We start from the raw sequence: 19503 nt of genomic DNA, 5'->3' as shown, positions 1-19503 counted from the left end.
ACAGATGTCATCGGCCCGCCGTGGAATTTCCACTAGAAGTAGGGGTTTTCGAGAACGACCGGCGGGACACAACCTCTTCGCCGGCCCCGAGCCGTTCGCACCCAGCCTCAGGACATCACCATGACCGAGATTACTCGTCGCGCAACGCTAGCCGGCGCCGCCGCATCGGCGCTCCTGCCTTTCGTGAAGATTTCGCCCGCGGGCGCCGCCGCGCCGCTGGCCGAGAAGCAGAATGCGAGCTTCTATCGCTACAATGTCGGCACCCACCAGGTCACGGTGGTCTGCGACGGCGTTGCGACCGTCAATCTGACCGACAATTACGCCGCCGGCGCCAGCAAGGATGACATCAACAAAGTGTTCGCCGAGCACCACCTGCCGGCCGACAAGGTCACCCACACCTTCAACCCGGTGGTGGTCAACACCGGACCGAAGCTCGTCGTCATCGATACGGGGCTCGGTCCCGACCAGTTCACGCAGTCGAAGGGCAAGGTCGGCCAATTCCAAAACAATCTCGCCGCCGCCGGCATCGACCGCGCGGCGGTCGATACCGTCATCATCTCCCATTTCCATGGCGACCACATCAACGGCCTGCTGGCGGCCGAGAACAAGCCCGCCTTCCCCAATGCCGAGATCATGGTTCCGGCGGTGGAATGGAAGTTCTGGATGGATGACGGCGAGATGAGCAAGGGGATGGGCAATCCGATCCTCGAGAACAATTTCAAGAACATTCGCCGCGTGTTCGATGCCCTGGGCCGCAAGGTCACGCAATATGAGGCCGGCAAGGAAGTCGCGCCCGGGATCACCTCGGTGGCGAGCCCCGGCCACACGCCAGGCCACAATTCCTTCATCGTCGCCTCCGGCGCCGAGAAGGTGCTGGTGCAGGTGGATATCACCGCGGGCGCAGCGTTCCTGTTCGTGAAGCATCCCGAATGGAACATCGCATCCGACGTCGACAAGCCGCTGGCCCAGCAGACGCGCCGCAAGCTCTACGACATGGCGATTGCCGAGAAGATGCCGATCCAGGCCTTCCACGCCGCCTTCCCCGGTCTCGTCCGGGTCGAGAAGGACGGCTCCGGATATCGCTGGATCCCCGCGATCTGGAACGCATCGCTGTAGGCTTGCTTAGAAGGCTTGGCCTGACGCCCTGACCGGGCGGCCCCGTTGCCCGGTCAGATCACCCGCCAGATCCATTCCATGATCTTGGCGAGCACGTCGCCGAACAGCAGGAGCACGGCCGACCAGATCAGGGCCGAGACGAAATTGGCCGCCTGGAAGGTCCAATAGGGCATCTCGAAGATGCCGGCCGCGAGCGGCACCGAGGCGCGCAGGGGTCCGAAGAAGCGCCCGATGAAGATGCTGGGGACGCCCCAGCTGCGCACGAAAGCCTCGCCTCTGGGGAGCAGTCCCGGATAGCGCGAAAGCGGCCACATCTCGGCGACCTTCTCCTTGTAGCGGTAGCCGAACCAGTAGGAGACCCAGTCACCCAGCGCCGCGCCGAGGGCGCCGGCAATCCAGACCGGAAAAAAGTTGATGCCGCTGACCCCGATCAGCGCACCGATTGCCACCAGCGCGCCCCAGGCCGGGACCAGCAGCGAGATGAAAGCGAGCGACTCTCCGAAGGCCAGCACGAACACAATTGGCGCTGCCCAAGCCTGGTGAACGCGCACGAAGTCAGTAAGGGCGTGCGCAAACTGCTCCATCCAAAATAGCCTTCCCGCCCGTCTCAAGGTGCTGCTCGATGAAAAGGACTGGTAAGCCAAGGACTTGTGTGACATCAAGTCACAAAACCCAGACATCACCAAGCCGGCACGTCAAATTGCCGGGAAATGGCGAGGCTGCGGCGTAAAATCGCCCGGATTCGCTCCCAACCCACAGCGCCCAGTCCGCCCTACGGTAACCTTTCCAAGTCAGAAGTGGCATAGTCGGCTTAACCGATTCGCCGCTTCTGCGGCCCTCAAAACCCATCAAGATATATGTCCAAGCAGTTGAAGCCAAAAGCAAAAGACGATTTCTTCGGCGGTGACGAGCCGAAGCCCCGCACAGCCGTCAAGGCGGCGCCGCGCAGTGGGGGGGAAGCCGATTACACGGCAGCCGACATCGAGGTGCTCGAGGGGCTGGAACCGGTGCGGCGCCGGCCCGGCATGTATATCGGCGGCACCGACGAGAAGGCGCTGCATCATCTGTTCGCCGAAGTCATCGACAACTCGATGGACGAGGCGTTGGCCGGGCATGCGACCTTCATCGGAGTCGAGCTGAGTGCGGACGGTTTCCTGACCGTCACCGACAACGGCCGCGGCATCCCGATCGATCCGCATCCGAAATTCCCGAAGAAGTCGGCGCTCGAAGTCATCATGTGCACGCTGCATTCGGGCGGCAAGTTCGACAGCAAGGTCTACGAGACCTCGGGCGGTCTGCACGGCGTCGGCATCTCCGTGGTGAACGCCCTCTCCTCGCGTCTCGAGGTCGAGGTTGCGCGCAGCCAGAAGCTCTACCGCATGACCTTCGAGCGCGGCCATCCCAAGGGCAAGCTCGAGGACCTCGGCAAGGTCAACAACCGCCGCGGCACGCGCGTGCGCTTCAAGCCCGACACCGACATCTTCGGGCAGAAGGCCGCGTTCAAGCCGCAGCGCCTGTTCAAGATGACGCGCTCGAAGGCCTACCTGTTCGGCGGCGTCGAAATCCGCTGGAACTGCGCGCCCGAGCTGCTCAAGGGCGTAGAGGACGTGCCGGCGGAAGCGACGTTCCACTTCCCGGGCGGCCTCAAGGACTATCTCGCTGCCGCGATCCACGCCGACACGCTGGTGCATCCGGACATCTTCTCCGGCAAGTCGGGACGCAACGGCGCGCACGGCGCCTGCGAATGGGCGGTGGCCTGGACCGCGGATGCCGACGGCTTCCTTTCCTCCTATACCAACACCGTGCCGACGCCCGACGGCGGCACCCACGAATCCGGCCTGCGCAGCGCGCTGCTGCGCGGCTTGAAGGATCACGCCGAGCGCGTCGGCCAGGGCAAGCGCGCCGCCTCCGTCACCTCGGAAGACGTGATGGTGGGCGCCGCCGTGATGCTTTCGGTGTTCGTGCGCGAGCCCGAATTCCAGGGCCAGACCAAGGATCGCCTCGCCACCGCCGAAGCGCAGCGCATCGTCGAGCAGGCGATGAAGGACCCGTTCGACCATTGGCTGTCGGGCAATCCGAACATGGCCAACCGGCTGCTCGACTTCGTCATCGACCGCGCCGAGGAGCGGCTGCGGCGGCGGCAGGAGAAGGAGACCGCACGCAAGACGGCCGGCAAGAAGCTGCGCCTGCCCGGCAAGCTCGCCGACTGCACCGATGCCGGCACCGAGGGCTCGGAGCTGTTCATCGTCGAGGGCGACTCGGCCGGCGGCAGCGCCAAGCAGGCGCGCGACCGCAAGAACCAGGCCGTGCTGCCGCTGCGCGGCAAGATCCTCAACGTCGCCTCCGCCGGCAAGGACAAGCTGACGGCGAATGCGCAGCTCTCCGACCTCGTGCAGGCGATCGGCTGCGGCACGCTCGCGCAATATCGCGAGGAGGATCTGCGCTATCAGCGCATCATCATCATGACCGACGCCGACGTCGACGGCGCCCACATCGCCTCGCTCCTGATCACCTTCTTCTATCGCCAGATGCCGCGGCTGATCGACGAAGGCCATCTCTTCCTCGCGGTGCCGCCGCTCTACAAGCTGACCCACGGCTCCAAGTCGGTCTACGCCCGCGACGACGCGCATAAGGAGGCGCTGCTCAAGAGCGCGTTCAACGCCAACGCCAAGGTCGAGGTGAACCGCTTCAAAGGGCTCGGCGAGATGATGCCCGCGCAGCTCAAGGAGACCACCATGGACCCGGCCAGGCGGACGCTGCTCAAGGTGGTGCTGCTGGCCGACGACCGCGACACCACGGCGGATTCGGTCGAGCGGCTGATGGGCACCAAGGCCGAGGCGCGCTTTGCCTTCATCTCGGACAAGGCCGAGTTTGCCAGCGACGAGCTGCTGGACGTTTGAGGCGGCAACCAAACCGGCTGCACGCCAACACAGCCCCGGCCCAAAGCCGGGGCTGTGTCTTTGGGGCAGCGGCCGCCGTTTCGGACCAGTTTGCCTTGTGTGCTGCCGGGATCTTCGTTGCTTTCCGGATTCGTCTCGCGGCGACTCGGCCAGCGACTCAGCGGATGCTGCGGCCGGGAGCAGGATTGCCTCCGTCTCGGACAAAACCGAATTTGCTAACGAAACCTTACTCAAAATCGAGTCGCTAGAATTCGGTCAAGGCCTTGAAACATAACAATTTTTTTTTAGATCTGGGCGAGGCCGCCGCAAAATACCCCCACACCGGCGTTTTCCGGCGACTGTGCCTGTCCGGCAACAGCATTTCGGCAAGAACCGTCTATAGTCCGGTCATCAGATGACACGGACTTCAGTGCGCTCGCGCCGACAAGGTTTGGGGATTTAAAATGAAGAAGACATTGCTCGCTCTGACCGCGGTTGCGGCGATGACCGGCACGGCCTCGGCTGCCGACTTGGGCGCCCGTCCCTACGCGAAGGCCCCGATGCCGGCGCCCGTCGCCAACTGGACCGGCTTCTACGTCTTCGGCGGCGGCGGCGGCGGCCTCTCCAATGCTGACCAGCAGATTGTCGACACCGCCACGGGTACCCCGCTGACCATCACCCAGCGTCAGGGCGGTTCCGGTTGGTTTGGTACGGTCGGCGCTGGTTACGACTGGCAGTTCAGCGGCACCTGGGTGGCCGGTGTGTTTGGCGACGCTCAGTTCGGCAGCATCCGCTCCACCATCCAGGATCCGATCTTCGACATCACTGGTAACCAGAAGCTGGAGACCTCTTGGGCCGCGGGCGTGCGCCTCGGCTGGCTGGTCGCTCCGAACGTTCTCTCCTACGTCAACGGCGGTTACTCCGGCGCTCACTTCGGCCGCACCAACTTCACGACGCTCGGCGGTACCCCGGCCGGTGTTCACCTCAATGGCTACGATCGTCACGGCTGGTTCATCGGCGGCGGCGTCGAGAACAGCCTGAACATCTTCGGCATCACCTCGCCCGGCTGGTTCATGAAGACCGAGTACCGTTCGGCCTTCTACAATGCCAAGACTGAGGCTATCCGCACCGATATCGGCGACCTCCCGACCATCAACAGCGTCCGCGCCAACAGCTGGAACCAAACGATCTCGACCTCGCTAGTCTACCGCTTCAACTGGACTGGCCCTGTGGTCGCGAAGTACTGATCTGATCGCACGATCAAGCGTCAAAGCCCCGGCATCGCCGGGGCTTTTTCGTTTTGGGCCTAGCGTCCTTGCGGCCACGGCCCATTGTGTCCGTACCAGAGCTACGGCTAGTCTGTCGGCAAGTTTTCGTGGCTGCGGCAGTCGTTGATGCCGTGGAGCGCGACAGAAGCGGACCGATGGGAGGAAGGCATGCGCAGATTTCTGCTGGTGGCAGGCCTGTTTGCAACCGCTCTCGGGCTGCTCTGGATCGGACAGGGCACGGGCACGGTTCCGTGGCCGCGATCGAGCTTCATGGTCAACCAGCTGCACTGGGCCGGCTATGGCGCAGCCATGGCCGGGTTCGGGCTGGTGCTGATCTGGCAGAGCAACCAATAGAAGAACTCAGGGAATCCAAGCATGACATCCAGCCGGTTCGATCTCCGCGGCAAGGTCGCGATCGTCACGGGAGGCAATGGCGGCATCGGGCTCGGCATGGCGCGCGGCCTCGCCGATGCCGGCGCCGACATCGCCGTGGTCGGACGCAACGAGAGCAAGTCCGCCGCCGCCGTGGCCGATCTCAGGCAGCGCGGCGTGAAGGCGATCGCCGTCGCCACCGACGTGACCGACAAGGCGGCGGTCGCAGCCATGATCGACCGTGTCGTCAAGGAGCTCGGCCGCATCGACATCCTCGTCAACAATGCCGGCATGAGCATCCGCAAGCCGCCGCACGAGCTCGAGCTCGACGAGTGGAACAAGGTGATCGACACCAACCTCACCAGCGCCTTCGTGTGCTCGAAGCTGGCCTATCCGGCGCTGAAGGCGTCCGGCAACGGCAAGGTGATCAACATCGGCTCGATGATGTCGATCTTCGGCGCAAGCTTCGCGACCGCCTATGCGGCCAGCAAGGGCGGCATCGTGCAGTACACCCGCGCCTGCGCCAATGCCTGGGCGCCCGACAACATCCAGGTCAACGCCATCCTGCCGGGCTGGATCGACACCGATCTCACCCGCGGCGCGCGACAGCAGGTCTCGGGGCTGCACGAGCGCGTGCTGGCGCGCACGCCTGCGGGGCGCTGGGGCGACATCGACGACTTCGCCGGCATCGCCGTGTTCCTGGCATCGCCCGCGTCGAATTTCGTCACGGGTACGGCGATCCCGGTCGACGGCGGATTCTCGGTGATGGCCTGAAGCCGGCCTGCCCGCCATCCAACAACGCAAAAAAGAAGCCCCGGACGACGCCGGGGCTTTTGAATTGAGACAGTGCTTTTCTTGATCGTTGGTCGCGTTGCGTCGACGTGCTCAGTAGCGGGCGATGGTGGGTGCGTCGAACTTGTAGCTCGCGCGCACCACGGCCCATTGGATGTCGCGCGGCTTGGCATCGAAGGTGTAGTTTCCGGAGGTGCCGCCGAGCTGATAGGTCTGGCTGGTGAAGGCCGCGTAATTGTATTCGAGGCCGACGATCCAGTTGCGGGTGACGCCGTATTCCCAGCCGGCGCCGACGGTCCAGCCGTTGGCCCAATGGGTTTGTCCGCCCGAGCCCGTCGCCACACCGACGGTGTCGGTGACCGAGAGGCGGTTGTTCGCGCCGGCATAGCCGCCCTTGATGTAGAAGAGGTTGTTCTGCACGGCGAAGCCGGCGCGCCCGACCACGGTCGCGAGCACGTTGGTACGCCAGGAGAACACGTCATCCGCGGCGCCAAACACGGTGTTCGTGAACGAGCCCTTGTTGTCGAGACCCGAAATCGTGCCTTCCACGCCGAACACGTAATTGTTGGCCTGCCAATTGTAGCCGATCTGCGCGCCGCCCATGACGCCCGCGTTGCGCTGGCGATAGCCCTCTCCCGGCAGCAGATCGCCGAACGCCGCGCCGGTGCCGTTGTTGATGAACTGCTGGTTGGTCCATGCGCCACCGATGTGGCCGCCGACATAGAAGCCGGTCCAGTTGAAAAGCGGCTCGACATAGGCGGGCGCCTTCGTGTAACGCGCACCGAGATCGGCGGCGGAGGCCGCACCGGTCGAAACCAGAGCCGTCGTGCAGGCAAAGGCGGCAATCAACTTATTACGCATGGTACACCCCGTGTCCTTGATGGACGCACGGTCACAGACGGCTCTTACTAAAATTGAAATCAACACGGTTAACGTGGGGGTTGGGCCCGCATCGCGCCGTGAATCCGATGGCGATGTTGCAAGCGTGCAACGCATCGCGCGCGAATTCACGCCGCGTTATCCCTACCGAAGTCCTCCGCTAGGATTGCGGCGCGGCGCGCAAATGCACGTGCTCGGGCCGCACGCCGAGCGCAAGCAGGCGCGCTGGAATGCCCTGGAGCCATGGCAGCGCGGTGATGAGGCGCACGACCAGCGGCACCTTCAGCGGCCGGTCGCCGCCCTGCAAGGCGCCACTGATGATGTTGTTCTGCACGACCACCTGCATAGCTTGCGTCATCTTCACCGGGAACGCGCGACGGCGCCTGATGGCATCGAGCTCGTGCTCGGACGGGCAGCCATGCTGCAGCTTGTCCGCCAGGAGGTTCGCGGTCGCAACCGCATCCTGCACGGCGAGATTGACGCCGACGCCGCCGATTGGCGACATCGCATGTGCGGCATCGCCGATGCACAACAGGCCTGGCTGCGTCCAGCGCGTCAGACGGTTGATCGCGACGGTGAGCAGCTTGACGTCGTCGAAGCTCTTCACCTCGGCGGTGCCGGAGCGGAGGATCGGCGCCATGCGCACGACGTCGTCGAGCAGCGCCGAAAGTCCCCTCGCCTTCACCGCATCGTACTGTCCCTTGGCGATGACATAAGCGCACTGCCAATAATCGCCGCGGTCGAAGGTGATCATCATCTTGCCGGGCTCGACCCGCGCGAACACGTTCTCGGTCTCTTCGGGTGTGCGGCCGGCGCGAAACCACAGCACGTCCATCGGCGCGCCGATCTCCTCGACGCTAAGGCCGGCGCGCTCGCGCACCGTCGAATGCCGGCCGTCGCAGGCGATGGTGAGATCGGCCTCGATGTCGATGATGCCGTCAGGCGTCTTCGCCCGCACGCCGGCGATCGTCTCGCCGCGGCGGATCAGATCGATCGCCTCCGTGCTCATCATCACCTCGAGCGAGGCAAAGCGCCTGCCCGCCTCGCGCAGAAAATTCAAGAAGTCCCATTGCGGCATGAAGGCGATGAAGGGGTATTTGGTATGGAGCCGGCTGAGATCGGCAATGCGCACAGGCGTGCCGCCGAACAGGCCGTCCATCTTTTGCAGGCGCTGGTGCGGCAGCTTCAGGAAGCCGTCGATCAGGCCGAGCTCATCCATCACTTCAAGCGTCGACGGATGCACGGTATCGCCGCGGAAGTCGCGGAAGAAATCCGCATGCTTCTCCAGCACCACGACGTCGATGCCGGCGCGTCCCAGGAGGTAACCGAGCATCATGCCGGCAGGTCCGCCGCCGACGACGCAGCAGCGGACTTTCATGGTCCTGTCAGATTGTGGGTTGGGTGTCACTGCAGACGCGAACCGCGAGGTGAGTATCGATGAAGAGATGTCCGCCGATACTAGCGCGATTCAGGTCAAAGAGAGTCCTAATTATGCAGGGCGCAGGTGGATCAATGCGGGTTGGGAGCAGCAGACCGGCGCCAAATGAAAGGCCCGCTTCGTGCGGGCCTTCCGTGACAATCGCGTTCGACTATTTCTGATCCTCGTTGCTGGTCCCGGACCCCGGACTACCGATCGGCACCCCATTCGGAGCGCGCCCGGCACCCATGTTTCGCTCGGCCTGAGCTGCCGTGGGCGACTTGCCGGCGGCAGTCGGCGCCTGAACGTTGGGATTGGTCGGGCTGTTATTGGTGTTGATGTTGGCGCCTGTGGTGGTGCCCTGCGTTCCCATGCCGGAGGGAGCCGACGGCCCGGAATTGGCACTGCTGGGTGACGTTCCAATTCCCGCGCCCGATGAGGCCGCAGATCCGCCGCTGGTTCCGCCGGTCCCCGTGCCTGCCGCGGCACCCGCACCTGCGCCACCGCCGCCTGCGCCACCACCACCGCCTCCGCCACCACCGCCTCCTTGAGCAAGGGCGGCCGTCGAAAGCGCAGCACAAGCGATCGTGACGAGGATGGATTTACGGATCATGGATCGTCTCCCTGGTTTGGCAGACAATCCAGCCCGGCAGGAGTTGTTCCTTCCGCGGGGGAAGCGAGCTTCGCGTCTCAGGACTTTGGCGACTTGCGGTCCCACGGCCGTTTGCCATCGGCGTCGCGATCCCATGGTCGCGTGGCCGGAGCCCCCTTCTCATCCTCGGCAGCCTTCGCGCGGTCCGCCTGGACGCGTTCGCGATCGGTGAGAGGTGGGGCTGTGGGAACTGGATTCGTTTGAGCCAGAACCGGAAGCGTCGTAAGGAGCGCGACAATAATGAATCTTGTCATTCCCGGCTCTAGCACTTTCACCTTGGCTTGTCCGATTTAAGTTCGGCCGCTGCGCAAGATCATCCCGTCACAATCGAACAGCGCATCAATTATTACTCCGGTTCGCGCTCCTGAAGCTCTTGATCTCCGACACGCTGCCGTCGCGATAGGTCAGCTCCACCGAGATGGATTTCGTGCTTGGCGCGAGCTTCATGTAGAGCGGCATGCCGGCGCTGACCGCGCTGGGGTCGCGCATGTCGCAGGGCGGCATCTTCAGCACCTGGTTGGGCACGGCGCTGTCGACGCCGATGCGCACCTCGCGGATGGCGCAGCGGTAGGAGACGAGATGGGTGTAGTAGACGAGCAGCCCGTTGAACTCGCGGAACGACAGCCAGCTCGTCGAGGTCATGTCGAGGATCTTGCGCTGGTCGCGGATCAGCGCGGCCTCGGGATCGAACCTGATCGGGAACGGGCCCTGCATGTCGCCGGACTGATCGACATAACGGACCTCGATCGTGCCAGCCTGCGCATCCGGCGGCAGCTCGATCGACGGGTTCGGCATCCGCTTGCGGGTGCGCGGATCGAGCGTGTCGATGAAGCCGGTCTCGCGGAAATCGCCCGTGCCGGCAATGCGCCAGGAAATGCCGAGCGTCGGATCGGCGAAAGAGAAGGTCACGCTCCAGCCGCCATTGTGACGCGAGAAGCTCGCGATCGGCGCGTTGAGGGTCTCCTCCTTGGGCATCTGCGGCACCGACACCGGCGGCAGCGCCGCAAGCTTCGTGGGCGGCGGATCGTCCGAACGCGCGGCGGTGTCCTTGGCGAGGCCGCTGAGGAAGACATCGTCGACCATCTGGTCGAAATAGACCGGCACCTGCCTGTGCTTCACGGTGTCGGCGAGCTCGCTGACGGCACGGCGGGTACGCTGCGCCACCTGCACCAGATTCTCGCCGGGCTTGAGCAGCTCCTTGGCGAAGGTGCGCGTAAACACTGAGTTTGGATTGGCGTCGTCATTGGAGAGCCGATCGAGCGCGGTCTGGCGGGGACCCGCGGAGAACACCGAGAACACGCCCTCGGGCAGCTGGGTCATCGGTGCGAGCCCGCCGGCGCCGGCAACCGCGCGGGTGCCCTTGCGCTCGAACGGATTGTTGCGGCAGGCGTCGAACACCAGGATCGAGGTCCGCGCCTTCTTGTTCTGCAGCCGCTCGACGATGCGGTCGGCCAGGATCGAGGCGTCGCGCACCAGCTCCTCCTGCCCTTCCGTCGCAGCCGGCACGTCGGTCGGCAGCAGATAGTTCTGGCCCGCGATCTCGAAGCCGTGGCCGGCATAGAAGAAGAAGGCGGTGTCGCCGGGCTCGATGGCCTTGTCGAAGGCGAGCAGCGTCTCGGAGAATTGCTGCCGGCTCTGGTTTTCGGCGACCATCACCGAGAAGCCGAGCTGCTTCAGCGTGTCGCCCATGGTGCGAGCGTCGTTGACCGCCTTGAGCAGCTTCGGCACGTTCTTGTAGTCGTTGTTGCCGACGACGAGCGCGACGCGCTTAGCGGCCCAGGCGGGCCCCGCGAAACCGCTCAGGCCCACCGCGAGGCCAAGGGCCGCCAGAATTCTGAAAAGCCGACGCGTCATCGCAAAATTTCCCGTTGCAGAACCGGCCCTGCCACCGATCTTCGAACGGCAGTTCATGGGACCCCCCCTGCCGCTGTGTGATAGTCGGCCCAGACCTGACGACGGTTCAAGGACCCCGGGGGGCTCCGATTGTACGATCCGACTATGGCCGATTCCGCTGGAATCTGTTTCCTTTTGGACAATTTCGCCGGAAGCGAGGGGCTGCCGTGTTGCACTGGTGTACGGACGAGGTCGACCCGAAGGATCGCTTCGACTATTGGCGCGAGGTGCGCGCCAAGGGGTTGTTCGGTGTCACCGCCGAGCTCGCGCGCGAGCGGCGCGCGGACTTCTTCGGCGAATTCTCGCTGCGTAAGCTGGGCGGCGCCGGCCTCGTCGAGCTGAAGGCCTCGCCCTACGCGGTCGAGCGCAGCGCGTCGGACATCGCCTATGCCCCGGGTGAGGCGATCTGCGTCTACCAACAGCTCGGCAGCGGCGGCTGGTTCGGCGGCATGCGCGCAAGCGACTTTGCCATTGCCAATGGCAGCTTCGCCACCAGCCATACCGACCTGCCGTACCGCACCGCCCCGCTGGGCACCGGGGGCTTCCACCTGCGGATCCTCAAGATCCCCGTGAGCCACATCCCGGTGCAGGACAAGCGCATGCGCGAGCTGGCGCCCCGGACCTTCAACGATCTGGCCCTGGCGCCCCTGCTCGCGGCCTGCTTCGCCGATCTCGGCGAAATCGCCGCGGACGATACGGCCTCTGCCGTCCAGACCTCGTTAGTCCAGGCGTTGGCCCACCTGGCGCTGATCGAGCGCGGCATCGTGCGGCCCGGAAGCCGGCGGGGACAGGAGGCACTGCGGACCGCCCGCCTCTCGCAAGCCCGACGGCTGATCGCGCGCCACCTTCAGGACCCCAATCTTGCGCCAGCCATGGTGGCCGACCTGCTCGGCGTCTCCGTTCGTCACCTGCACATGCTGTTCGAGATGGCGGAGAAGAGCTTTTCCCAGACGGTGACCGACGAGCGCCTGAAACAGAGCCGCCGCCTGCTGCGCGAGGCGCCGGAACGGCTGATCGCCGACATCGCCGCCTCGTGCGGCTTCGAGAGCCTGGCGACCTATTACCGGGTGTTCAACGCCGCCTACGGCATGGCCCCAGGTGATTTCCGGGCCAAAGGCACGGACGGGCCTTAGCTGCTGTCTAGGCGGTTGCGGCCAGGCGGAGGGGGCTCGGGGGAAAACCCCAGCCGCGCCCGTGATTTGGGCAAAAACCTCAGGCTTTTTAGGCTCTTCCCGCGCCCGCTCCATTGACTTTGGCCAATTCCCGCCTATGTTCCGGGTCGACGCGGCTCAGATCGAAGAGCGATTCCTGAGCCTTGCGCTTTGTCCGCGTGAGTCAGCACCCCCAGCTTCTTCGAGAGCGCGCCGTTTCGGGGTGGAACGCGACAGCCTTATTACCCTCGATTCCGAACGGCGGTTTCGACCAGAGGCTCAATGTCCTTTTCAGATCTCGGACTGTCCGAAAAAGTCCTCGCCGCAGTGGCGGCCACCGGTTACACCACCCCCACCCCGATTCAGGAACAGGCGATCCCCCACGTCCTCGCACGCAAGGACGTGCTCGGCATCGCCCAGACCGGCACCGGCAAGACCGCGGCCTTCGTGCTGCCGATGCTCACCATCCTCGAAAAGGGCCGCGCCCGGGCGCGCATGCCGCGCACGCTGATCCTCGAGCCAACCCGCGAGCTCGCGGCCCAGGTGAAGGAAAACTTCGATCGCTACGGCGCCGGCCAGAAGCTCAACGTCGCCCTCCTGATCGGCGGCGTCTCCTTCGGCGACCAGGATGCCAAGCTGATGCGCGGCGTCGACGTGCTGATCGCCACCCCCGGCCGGCTGCTCGACCATACCGAGCGCGGCGGCCTGTTGCTCACCGGCGTCGAACTGCTCGTCATCGACGAAGCCGACCGCATGCTGGACATGGGCTTCATCCCCGACATCGAGCGCATCTGCAAGCTCGTTCCCTTCACGCGGCAGACCCTGTTCTTCACCGCGACCATGCCGCCGGAAATCCGGCGCATCACCGAAGCCTTCCTGCACAATCCGCAGAAGGTCGAGGTCTCCAAGCCCGCCACGACCGCCGTCACCGTTACGCAAGCCCAGGTGCCCGCCGGCCGCGAGGCGCACGAGAAGCGCGAATTGCTCCGCCGTTTGCTACGCGAGGCCAAGGACCTCAAGAACGCGATCATCTTCTGCAATCGCAAGCGCGAGGTCGCGATCGTTCACAAATCGCTGCAGAAGCACGGCTTCAGCGTCGGTGCCCTGCATGGCGACATGGACCAGCCGGCCCGCATGGCCGCGCTCGACCAGTTCCGCAAGGGTGAACTGCCCCTCCTCGTCGCCTCCGACGTCGCCGCCCGCGGCCTCGACATTCCCGAGGTCAGCCACGTCTTCAATTTCGACGTTCCCCACCACGCCGACGATTACGTCCACCGCATCGGCCGCACTGGCCGCGCCGGCCGAACCGGCACCGCGATCTCGATCGTGACACCGCTCGACCAGAAGTCGATGGCCGCGATCGAGAAGCTGATCGGCCAGAGCATTCCGCGCGCCGAAGGCGACTATGACGTCCACGCCGAAGCGGGCGAACAAGGCGAGCGTCCGCGCGAGCAGCGCGGCCGCGAGCGTTCACGCGGCGGACGCGGCAAGCCGCAGCGCGGCGAGCGGCGCGGTCATGACCGCGAACGCAGCCACGAGCCGCGCGAGGCGCGTGGCGAGGCACGGGCGGCTCCCGAGGCGAGGCCGGCACGCGAGGCACGGCCTCCGCGCGAAGCCAGGCCATCATCCGAGCCGCGCAATGGTGCGCGCCCGCAAGCGAATTCGTCGCATGTGCCCTCGATCGGCCGTCCCGAGCCGCGCCGCCAGCGCGAGATCGACAGCGAGCCGGGCGATCACTCGCATCTGCCGGCGTTTCTTCTGCGGCCGGTGCGCTCCCCCGCCGGCGCCTGAAGCGCGCTGGCGCGCCAGATTTTCGGTTGAAAATCCTCGATCTGCAATTTTCTGGATGCCCCGTAAACGTATATTTACGGGGCGTTCACGATCGTCCGTTAGCCTACGAACATAATTTAAGGATTGCTGCGGTCGATGGCGCGTCGGCCGCTGTGGGGATGTTCAGTGATCAAGGTACTCGACGAACACGAACGCACCCTGGCGTTCGCCGAGGTGGCGCTCGGTCAGATCCGATCGCTTCGACAGACGGCCATTCCCCGCAATTACGAGATCTGGTACGTCTACGCCACCGGCTACAACGCACCGCTCAACAAGATCATCAATGAGACGCTGGCGCGCAGCGGCAAGCTGACCGAGGCCGATCTCGAGCAGATCTACGAGACCTATCTCTCCCACATCAAGACCACCGACCGCATCGACAAGGTCGGCGCGCGCGTCGTCGGCGAGATCGACGACGTCGTGAAGGTGTTGGGCGAGGCGCTCGGCATGACCGGGGCCTACGATACCAGTCTGTCGGATGCGACCGAGAAACTGTCGTCGGCCGAGAACCGCGACCAGGTCAAGGCGATCGTCGAGGCGCTGCTGCGCTCCACCAGCGAGATGCGCGAGACCAACAAGGCGCTCGAAGACCGGCTGACGCTGTCGAAGAACGAGATCAGCAATCTCCAGCAGAGCCTGGAGGCGATCCGCGCCGAAAGCCTGACCGATCCGCTCACGGGCCTGGGAAATCGCAAATATTTCGACCGCATGATCGGCATGGCAGTGCAGAGCGCGCTCGTCTCGGGCGAGCCGCTGTCGCTGCTGCTGTTCGACATCGATCACTTCAAGTCGTTCAACGATTCCTACGGCCATCTCACCGGCGACCAGGTGCTGCGGCTCGTCGGCCTTTCGCTGAAGCAGACCATCAAGGGCCAGGACATCACGGCGCGCTACGGCGGCGAGGAATTCGCGGTCGTTCTCCCCAACACCGCGATGCGCCAGGCACTGACGGTGGCCGATCACATTCGCCGCGCCGTGATGGCGAAGGAATTGAAGAAGAAATCGACCGGCGAGATCCTCGGCCGCGTCACCATCTCCGTCGGCGTTTCCATGCTCAGGGAGGGCGACGACACCGACGCGCTGATCGAGCGTGCCGACGCCTGCCTCTATGCCGCCAAGCGCAACGGCCGCAACCGGGTGATCTGCGAAGCCGATCCGGAATTCGCGATCGAGAGCCACAGCCGGGTGGCGTGACGTTCATCCTCGCCTCTGTAGGGTGGGTTAGCGCAGCGTAACCCACCTCTTGTCTATCAAGATGTATGAAGTGGTGGGTTACGCTGCGCTAACCCACCCTACGCATCGCCTTCCCGGCAACCTTCTTCGCCACACCCTTCTTCGGCGCAACCTTCTTCTTCGCCGCCGCCTTCTTCGCCTTCGGTCGCTTCTTCACCTTGGCGCTGCGCGGCAGTGAGCGCCGCCCTCGCCCATTGCGCAAGCTCCTGGGAATCGTCGAACAGGCGCGCCGGCAGCTCCCAGTAGGAATTCACAACCACGGTCTTGGCGCGGGTCGAATACTGGAACGGCTTCGAGCCTTCGGCTTCGAAGTCGGGAATGGTCGTCTCGTCGGCGCGAAAGAACAGGCCGGCGCGCAGTGACAGCGCGAAATTGACGCCGTCGGCCGAGATGCCGTAGCCGGAGAACATTTTCCGGATGGTGACCGGGCCGAAATCAGCGAACAGGTCGATCAGGAATTCGCGGTCCATCGGAGGCTTCCCTGCGCAAGCAAGTGAGCCTTCATAGCATTTCCGTCATTGCGAGCGAAGCGAAGCAATCCAGACTTCCGCCGCGGAGGCAGGTTGGATTGTTTTGTCGCCAGCGCAAAATTGCTCGCAATTTTGTCGCGGGCTCCTCGCAGTGACGCTGGAGAGTCTACCCGTCGATCTTTGCCGGCCGCAACTCGACCGACTCGCCGCAGCCGCAGGCGGAGACCTGGTTGGGATTGTTGAAGACGAACTGGGCCTGCATCTTGTCGGCCTTGTAGTCCATCTCGGTGCCGAGCAGGAACAGCACGGCCTTGGGATCGACCAGGATCTTGACGCCCTTGTCCTCGACGACCTCGTCGGTCGGGCGGATGTCGTGGGCGTATTCGACCGTGTAGGACTGGCCGGCGCAGCCGCCGTTCTTCACGCCGACGCGCAAGCCCACGATCTCCGAGTCCGCGCGTTGGGTCAGCTCGGTGATGCGCTGGGCAGCGGCATCCGTCAGCCGCATCACCTGCGGGCGCGGGCGCCGCGGCTTCGGAGTGGATGCTGGTGTCGAGCCTGACGAAATCTGGGTCATGTTGTCTATGTGGTCCGTTGCGGAGCGAATTCAATGCGGCCCGAGGGCGTCACCACATGTTCAGCACGAGGCGGGCCTCGTCGCTCATGCGTTCCGGCGACCACGGCGGCTCCCAGACGACCTTGACGTCGACCACGCCGACGCCGGGCACGCTCGCCACCGCGTTCTCGACCATGGTCGGCAGCTCGCCGGCGGCCGGACAGTTCGGCGTCGTCAGCGTCATCTGCACGTCCACGGAACGGTCGTCCTTGATCTCGACCTTGTAGATCAGGCCGAGCTCGTAGATGTCGGCGGGGATTTCCGGGTCGAACACGGTCTTGAGCCCGGCGATGATCTCGCGGGTCAGCCGCTCGGTCTCCTCCGGCGGCAATGCCGAATGGGTCTCCATCGGATTGGCTTTGATTTCGGCCGTGTCACTCATGCAAACAAATCCCGCGCCTTCAGCAGCGCCTGTGCCAGATGATCGACTTCTTCCCGCGTATTATACATGCCGAACGAGGCCCGGCATGTCGCCGTCACGTTGAACCGCTCTAAAAGCGGCATGACGCAATGGGTGCCGGCGCGCACCGCGATGCCCTGGCGGTCGATCACGGTGGCGACATCGTGGGCGTGCGCGCCCTTGAGCTCGAAGGAGATCACGGGGCCCTTGCCCCGCGCCGTGCCGATCAGCCGCAGCGAGTTGATCTCGCGCAGGCGCTCCTGGGCGTAGGCGGTGAGGTCCGCCTCGTAGGCGGCGATGCGTTCCTTGCCGATCGAGTTGACGTAGTCGATGGCGGCGCCAAGGCCGACGGCCTCGACGATCGCCGGCGTGCCCGCCTCGAACTTGTGCGGGGGATCGCCGTAGGTGACGACGTCGCGCGAGACCTCGCGGATCATCTCGCCGCCGCCGTTGAAGGGGCGCATCGCGACGAGGTGGTCGTACTTGGCCCAGAGCACGCCGATGCCGGTCGGACCATAGACCTTGTGACCGGTGAAGACGTAGAAGTCGCAGCCGATATCCTGGACGTCGACCGGCAGATGCACCGCGCCCTGGCTGCCGTCGACCAGCACCGGAATGCCGCGGGCATGGGCGATCCTGACGACGTCCTTGACCGGCACGATGGTGCCGAGCGCGTTCGACATCTGCGTGATCGCGACCAGCTTGGTCTTCGACGTCAGCAGCTTCTCGAATTCGTCGATGAGGAAATTACCCTCATCGTCGACCGGTGCCCATTTGATCACGGCACCCTGGCGTTCCCTCAGGAAATGCCAGGGCACGATGTTGGAATGGTGCTCCATGATGGAGATGACGATCTCGTCGCCTTCCCCGATATTCGGGGCGCCCCACGAAGACGCGACCAGGTTGATCGCCTCGGTCGCGTTGCGGGTGAAGATGACTTCCTCGGTGCGCGCAGCGTTGATGAACTGCGCCACCTTGGTGCGGCCGCCCTCATAGGCTTCGGTCGCGGCATTGGCGAGGTAGTGCAGGCCGCGATGCACGTTGGCGTATTCGGATGTATAGGCCTGCGTCATGCGGTCGAGCACAGCACTCGGCTTCTGCGCCGAGGCGGCGTTGTCGAGATAGACGAGCGGCTTGCCGTAGACCTGCATGGCGAGCGCCGGAAAATCCTGGCGCACGCGCGTAACGTCATAGGCGCCGTTCTTGACCGCCGGATGCGTGCTCATGACCGCCGCTCCAGCCAGCGCTCGGCGATGCCGATCACGTGCTCGCGCAAAGTATCATCGGCGATCTGCTCGATCGCCTCGCCGACAAAGGCCTGGATCAGCAGCGCCTGGGCCTGCTTCTCCGGCAGGCCACGGGCCTTCAGGTAGAACAGCAGACTGTCGTCGAGCGCGCCGGCGGTGGCGCCGTGGCCGCAGGAGACGTCGTCGGCAAAAATCTCGAGTTCGGGCTTGTTGTCGGCCTCGGCCTCGTCCGAGAGCAGCAGCGCGCGCGTCATCATCTTGCCGTCGGTCTTCTGCGCGTCGGGACGGACGATGATGCGGCCCTGGAACACCGAATGGGCGCGGTCGTCGATCACCGCACGGAAGATCTCGCGGCTGACGCAGTTCGGCACGGCATGGTCGACCACCAGTGTGGTGTCGCCGTGCTCGGTCTTCTTCAACAGGTTGACGCCGTTGACCGAGAGCTGGCTGCCCTCGCCCGCCAGCGTAATGAAGCCCTGCAAGCGGCTGACCGCAGCGCCGCTGGTCATGTTGAAGACGTTCAGCTTGGTGTTGGCGCCGACGGTGACGAACTGCGAGGTGATGTTCACCGCATCGGCCGCATCGTCCATCAGGCGGATATGCGCGACGTCGGCGTCGTCACCGATCGAGACGATGACGGCGTCGTTGACCTGGTAGGCCGCAGCGCCGGCGGCGGCGAAGCTCTCGATGATGGTGGCGCGGGCGCCCTTCCCGATCGCCACCTGCGAGCGGGTGAAAGCCGAGACCGATGCGGCGATCGCAACATGGATGATCTGGACCGGCGCAGAGAGCTGCGTTCCATCCGCGATCGACAGCACCACGCCGTCGGTCGCCAGCGCCGCGTTGACCGCGATCACGGCATCGGTGGACGCGGTCTTGAGGAGACCGGCATCCTTATCCAGCGTCTCGCGCAGAGTCTTGAAGCCGACCTCGGACGCAAGCGCCTTCACGTCTGAAAGCTCAGCCGCGAACACGCCGTCGACCAGCACCAACTTGCGGGCGCCCGCGATGGCATGCGCCTTGACCGCGTCCGCGGCGCGCTTCAGCGCGGTCGCATCGGGCACGGCGGCCAGCGGCAGCACCTCGCCGACCAGCGCGCGCAGGTCGGTGTATTTCCATTCCTCGATCCGGCGGTGCGGCAGACCGAGACGCTCATAGGTCTCGAACGCCTCGCGGCGCGCCGCCATCACGTCAGGCGAACCCGGCAGGCGGCCTTCGGCGCTGGCGAAGAGATCGCTCACCGCGCGGCCGCTCCCGGTCTTTGCCACAGCAACGTTCATCTTAAAAT

17 protein-coding genes and 1 pseudogene are annotated in these 19503 nt (G+C 64.8%); 8 read left to right on the top strand and 10 right to left on the bottom strand.

Translation table 11 applies throughout. The features are described from left to right. The first annotated feature begins 120 nt into the window (after nt 1-120). On the top strand, nt 121-1116 hold the full coding sequence (locus I6F33_RS07765) for an MBL fold metallo-hydrolase (protein ID WP_035999929.1): 996 nt from the start codon (nt 121-123) through the stop codon (nt 1114-1116). Nucleotides 1117-1169: 53 nt separating this feature from the next. On the opposite strand, the gene I6F33_RS07760 is transcribed toward I6F33_RS07765, so the two are convergent. After that, on the bottom strand, nt 1170-1700 hold the full coding sequence (locus I6F33_RS07760) for a DedA family protein (protein ID WP_035999932.1): 531 nt from the start codon (nt 1698-1700) through the stop codon (nt 1170-1172). A gap of 273 nt (nt 1701-1973) precedes the next feature. On the opposite strand from I6F33_RS07760, the gene parE reads away from it, so the two are divergent. The 4 genes from parE (at nt 1974) to I6F33_RS07740 (ending at nt 6409) form a co-directional block, all read left to right on the top strand. Continuing rightward, nucleotides 1974-4016, top strand: coding sequence for a DNA topoisomerase IV subunit B (gene parE, locus I6F33_RS07755; protein WP_225141826.1), 2043 nt, complete (start codon nt 1974-1976; stop codon nt 4014-4016). A gap of 443 nt (nt 4017-4459) precedes the next feature. Beyond that, nucleotides 4460-5242 (top strand): outer membrane protein, encoded by a 783-nt coding sequence (locus I6F33_RS07750; RefSeq protein ID WP_057029089.1) that lies wholly within the window; start codon nt 4460-4462, stop codon nt 5240-5242. Nucleotides 5243-5431: 189 nt separating this feature from the next. Continuing rightward, a complete protein-coding gene (locus I6F33_RS07745; RefSeq protein ID WP_036000069.1) occupies nt 5432-5617 on the top strand; it encodes a hypothetical protein in 186 nt (61 codons plus the stop codon). A gap of 21 nt (nt 5618-5638) precedes the next feature. After that, a complete protein-coding gene (locus I6F33_RS07740) occupies nt 5639-6409 on the top strand; it encodes an SDR family NAD(P)-dependent oxidoreductase (protein WP_035999947.1) in 771 nt (256 codons plus the stop codon). A gap of 111 nt (nt 6410-6520) precedes the next feature. On the opposite strand, the gene I6F33_RS07735 is transcribed toward I6F33_RS07740, so the two are convergent. From I6F33_RS07735 to I6F33_RS07720, 4 genes are all read right to left on the bottom strand, one after another. Beyond that, entirely contained in the window at nt 6521-7288 is a 768-nt protein-coding gene (locus I6F33_RS07735; RefSeq protein ID WP_036022935.1) for an outer membrane protein, read from the bottom strand. Nucleotides 7289-7466: 178 nt separating this feature from the next. Continuing rightward, a complete protein-coding gene (locus I6F33_RS07730; RefSeq protein WP_225141824.1) occupies nt 7467-8684 on the bottom strand; it encodes an FAD-dependent oxidoreductase in 1218 nt (405 codons plus the stop codon). Between the two features lie 211 nt (nt 8685-8895). Further along, nucleotides 8896-9336 carry a hypothetical protein gene (locus tag I6F33_RS07725; protein WP_225141822.1) on the bottom strand — a complete coding sequence of 147 codons (441 nt, stop codon included), beginning with the start codon at nt 9334-9336 and terminating at the stop codon, nt 8896-8898. A gap of 378 nt (nt 9337-9714) precedes the next feature. Then, the gene (locus I6F33_RS07720; RefSeq protein ID WP_057029084.1) at nt 9715-11229 is read right to left on the bottom strand and encodes a caspase family protein; all 1515 of its coding nucleotides are present in this window, start codon (nt 11227-11229) and stop codon (nt 9715-9717) included. Between the two features lie 206 nt (nt 11230-11435). On the opposite strand from I6F33_RS07720, the gene I6F33_RS07715 reads away from it, so the two are divergent. The 3 genes from I6F33_RS07715 (at nt 11436) to I6F33_RS07705 (ending at nt 15443) form a co-directional block, all read left to right on the top strand. Further along, the gene (locus tag I6F33_RS07715; RefSeq protein ID WP_225140355.1) at nt 11436-12401 is read left to right on the top strand and encodes a helix-turn-helix domain-containing protein; all 966 of its coding nucleotides are present in this window, start codon (nt 11436-11438) and stop codon (nt 12399-12401) included. A gap of 300 nt (nt 12402-12701) precedes the next feature. Then, nucleotides 12702-14210, top strand: a complete 1509-nt coding sequence (locus I6F33_RS07710; RefSeq protein ID WP_225141821.1) for a DEAD/DEAH box helicase — start codon at nt 12702-12704, stop codon at nt 14208-14210. Between the two features lie 165 nt (nt 14211-14375). Further along, entirely contained in the window at nt 14376-15443 is a 1068-nt protein-coding gene (locus I6F33_RS07705) for a GGDEF domain-containing protein (RefSeq protein ID WP_036033560.1), read from the top strand. Nucleotides 15444-15531: 88 nt separating this feature from the next. Here the strand turns inward: I6F33_RS07705 and I6F33_RS07700 are convergent. The 5 genes and pseudogenes from I6F33_RS07700 to sufD form a co-directional block, all read right to left on the bottom strand. Continuing rightward, nucleotides 15532-15952 (bottom strand): annotated as a pseudogene (locus tag I6F33_RS07700) (TfoX/Sxy family protein). A gap of 166 nt (nt 15953-16118) precedes the next feature. Then, nucleotides 16119-16529, bottom strand: coding sequence for an iron-sulfur cluster assembly accessory protein (locus I6F33_RS07695; protein WP_074447904.1), 411 nt, complete (start codon nt 16527-16529; stop codon nt 16119-16121). A gap of 49 nt (nt 16530-16578) precedes the next feature. Beyond that, on the bottom strand, nt 16579-16950 hold the full coding sequence (locus tag I6F33_RS07690) for an SUF system Fe-S cluster assembly protein (protein ID WP_018641712.1): 372 nt from the start codon (nt 16948-16950) through the stop codon (nt 16579-16581). Then, on the bottom strand, nt 16947-18194 hold the full coding sequence (locus I6F33_RS07685; protein ID WP_036022923.1) for a cysteine desulfurase: 1248 nt from the start codon (nt 18192-18194) through the stop codon (nt 16947-16949). Before I6F33_RS07685 ends, I6F33_RS07690 begins: the two co-directional genes overlap by 4 nt. After that, nucleotides 18191-19495 carry a Fe-S cluster assembly protein SufD gene (gene sufD / locus I6F33_RS07680; RefSeq protein ID WP_225141819.1) on the bottom strand — a complete coding sequence of 435 codons (1305 nt, stop codon included), beginning with the start codon at nt 19493-19495 and terminating at the stop codon, nt 18191-18193. Before sufD ends, I6F33_RS07685 begins: the two co-directional genes overlap by 4 nt. Between the last annotated feature and the right edge of the window lie 8 nt (nt 19496-19503).

The organism is Bradyrhizobium sp. BRP20 (genome assembly GCF_020194215.1).
GTDB classification, from domain to species: Bacteria; Pseudomonadota; Alphaproteobacteria; order Rhizobiales; family Xanthobacteraceae; genus Bradyrhizobium; species Bradyrhizobium yuanmingense.
This window is presented reverse-complemented; position numbering and strand designations above follow the sequence as displayed.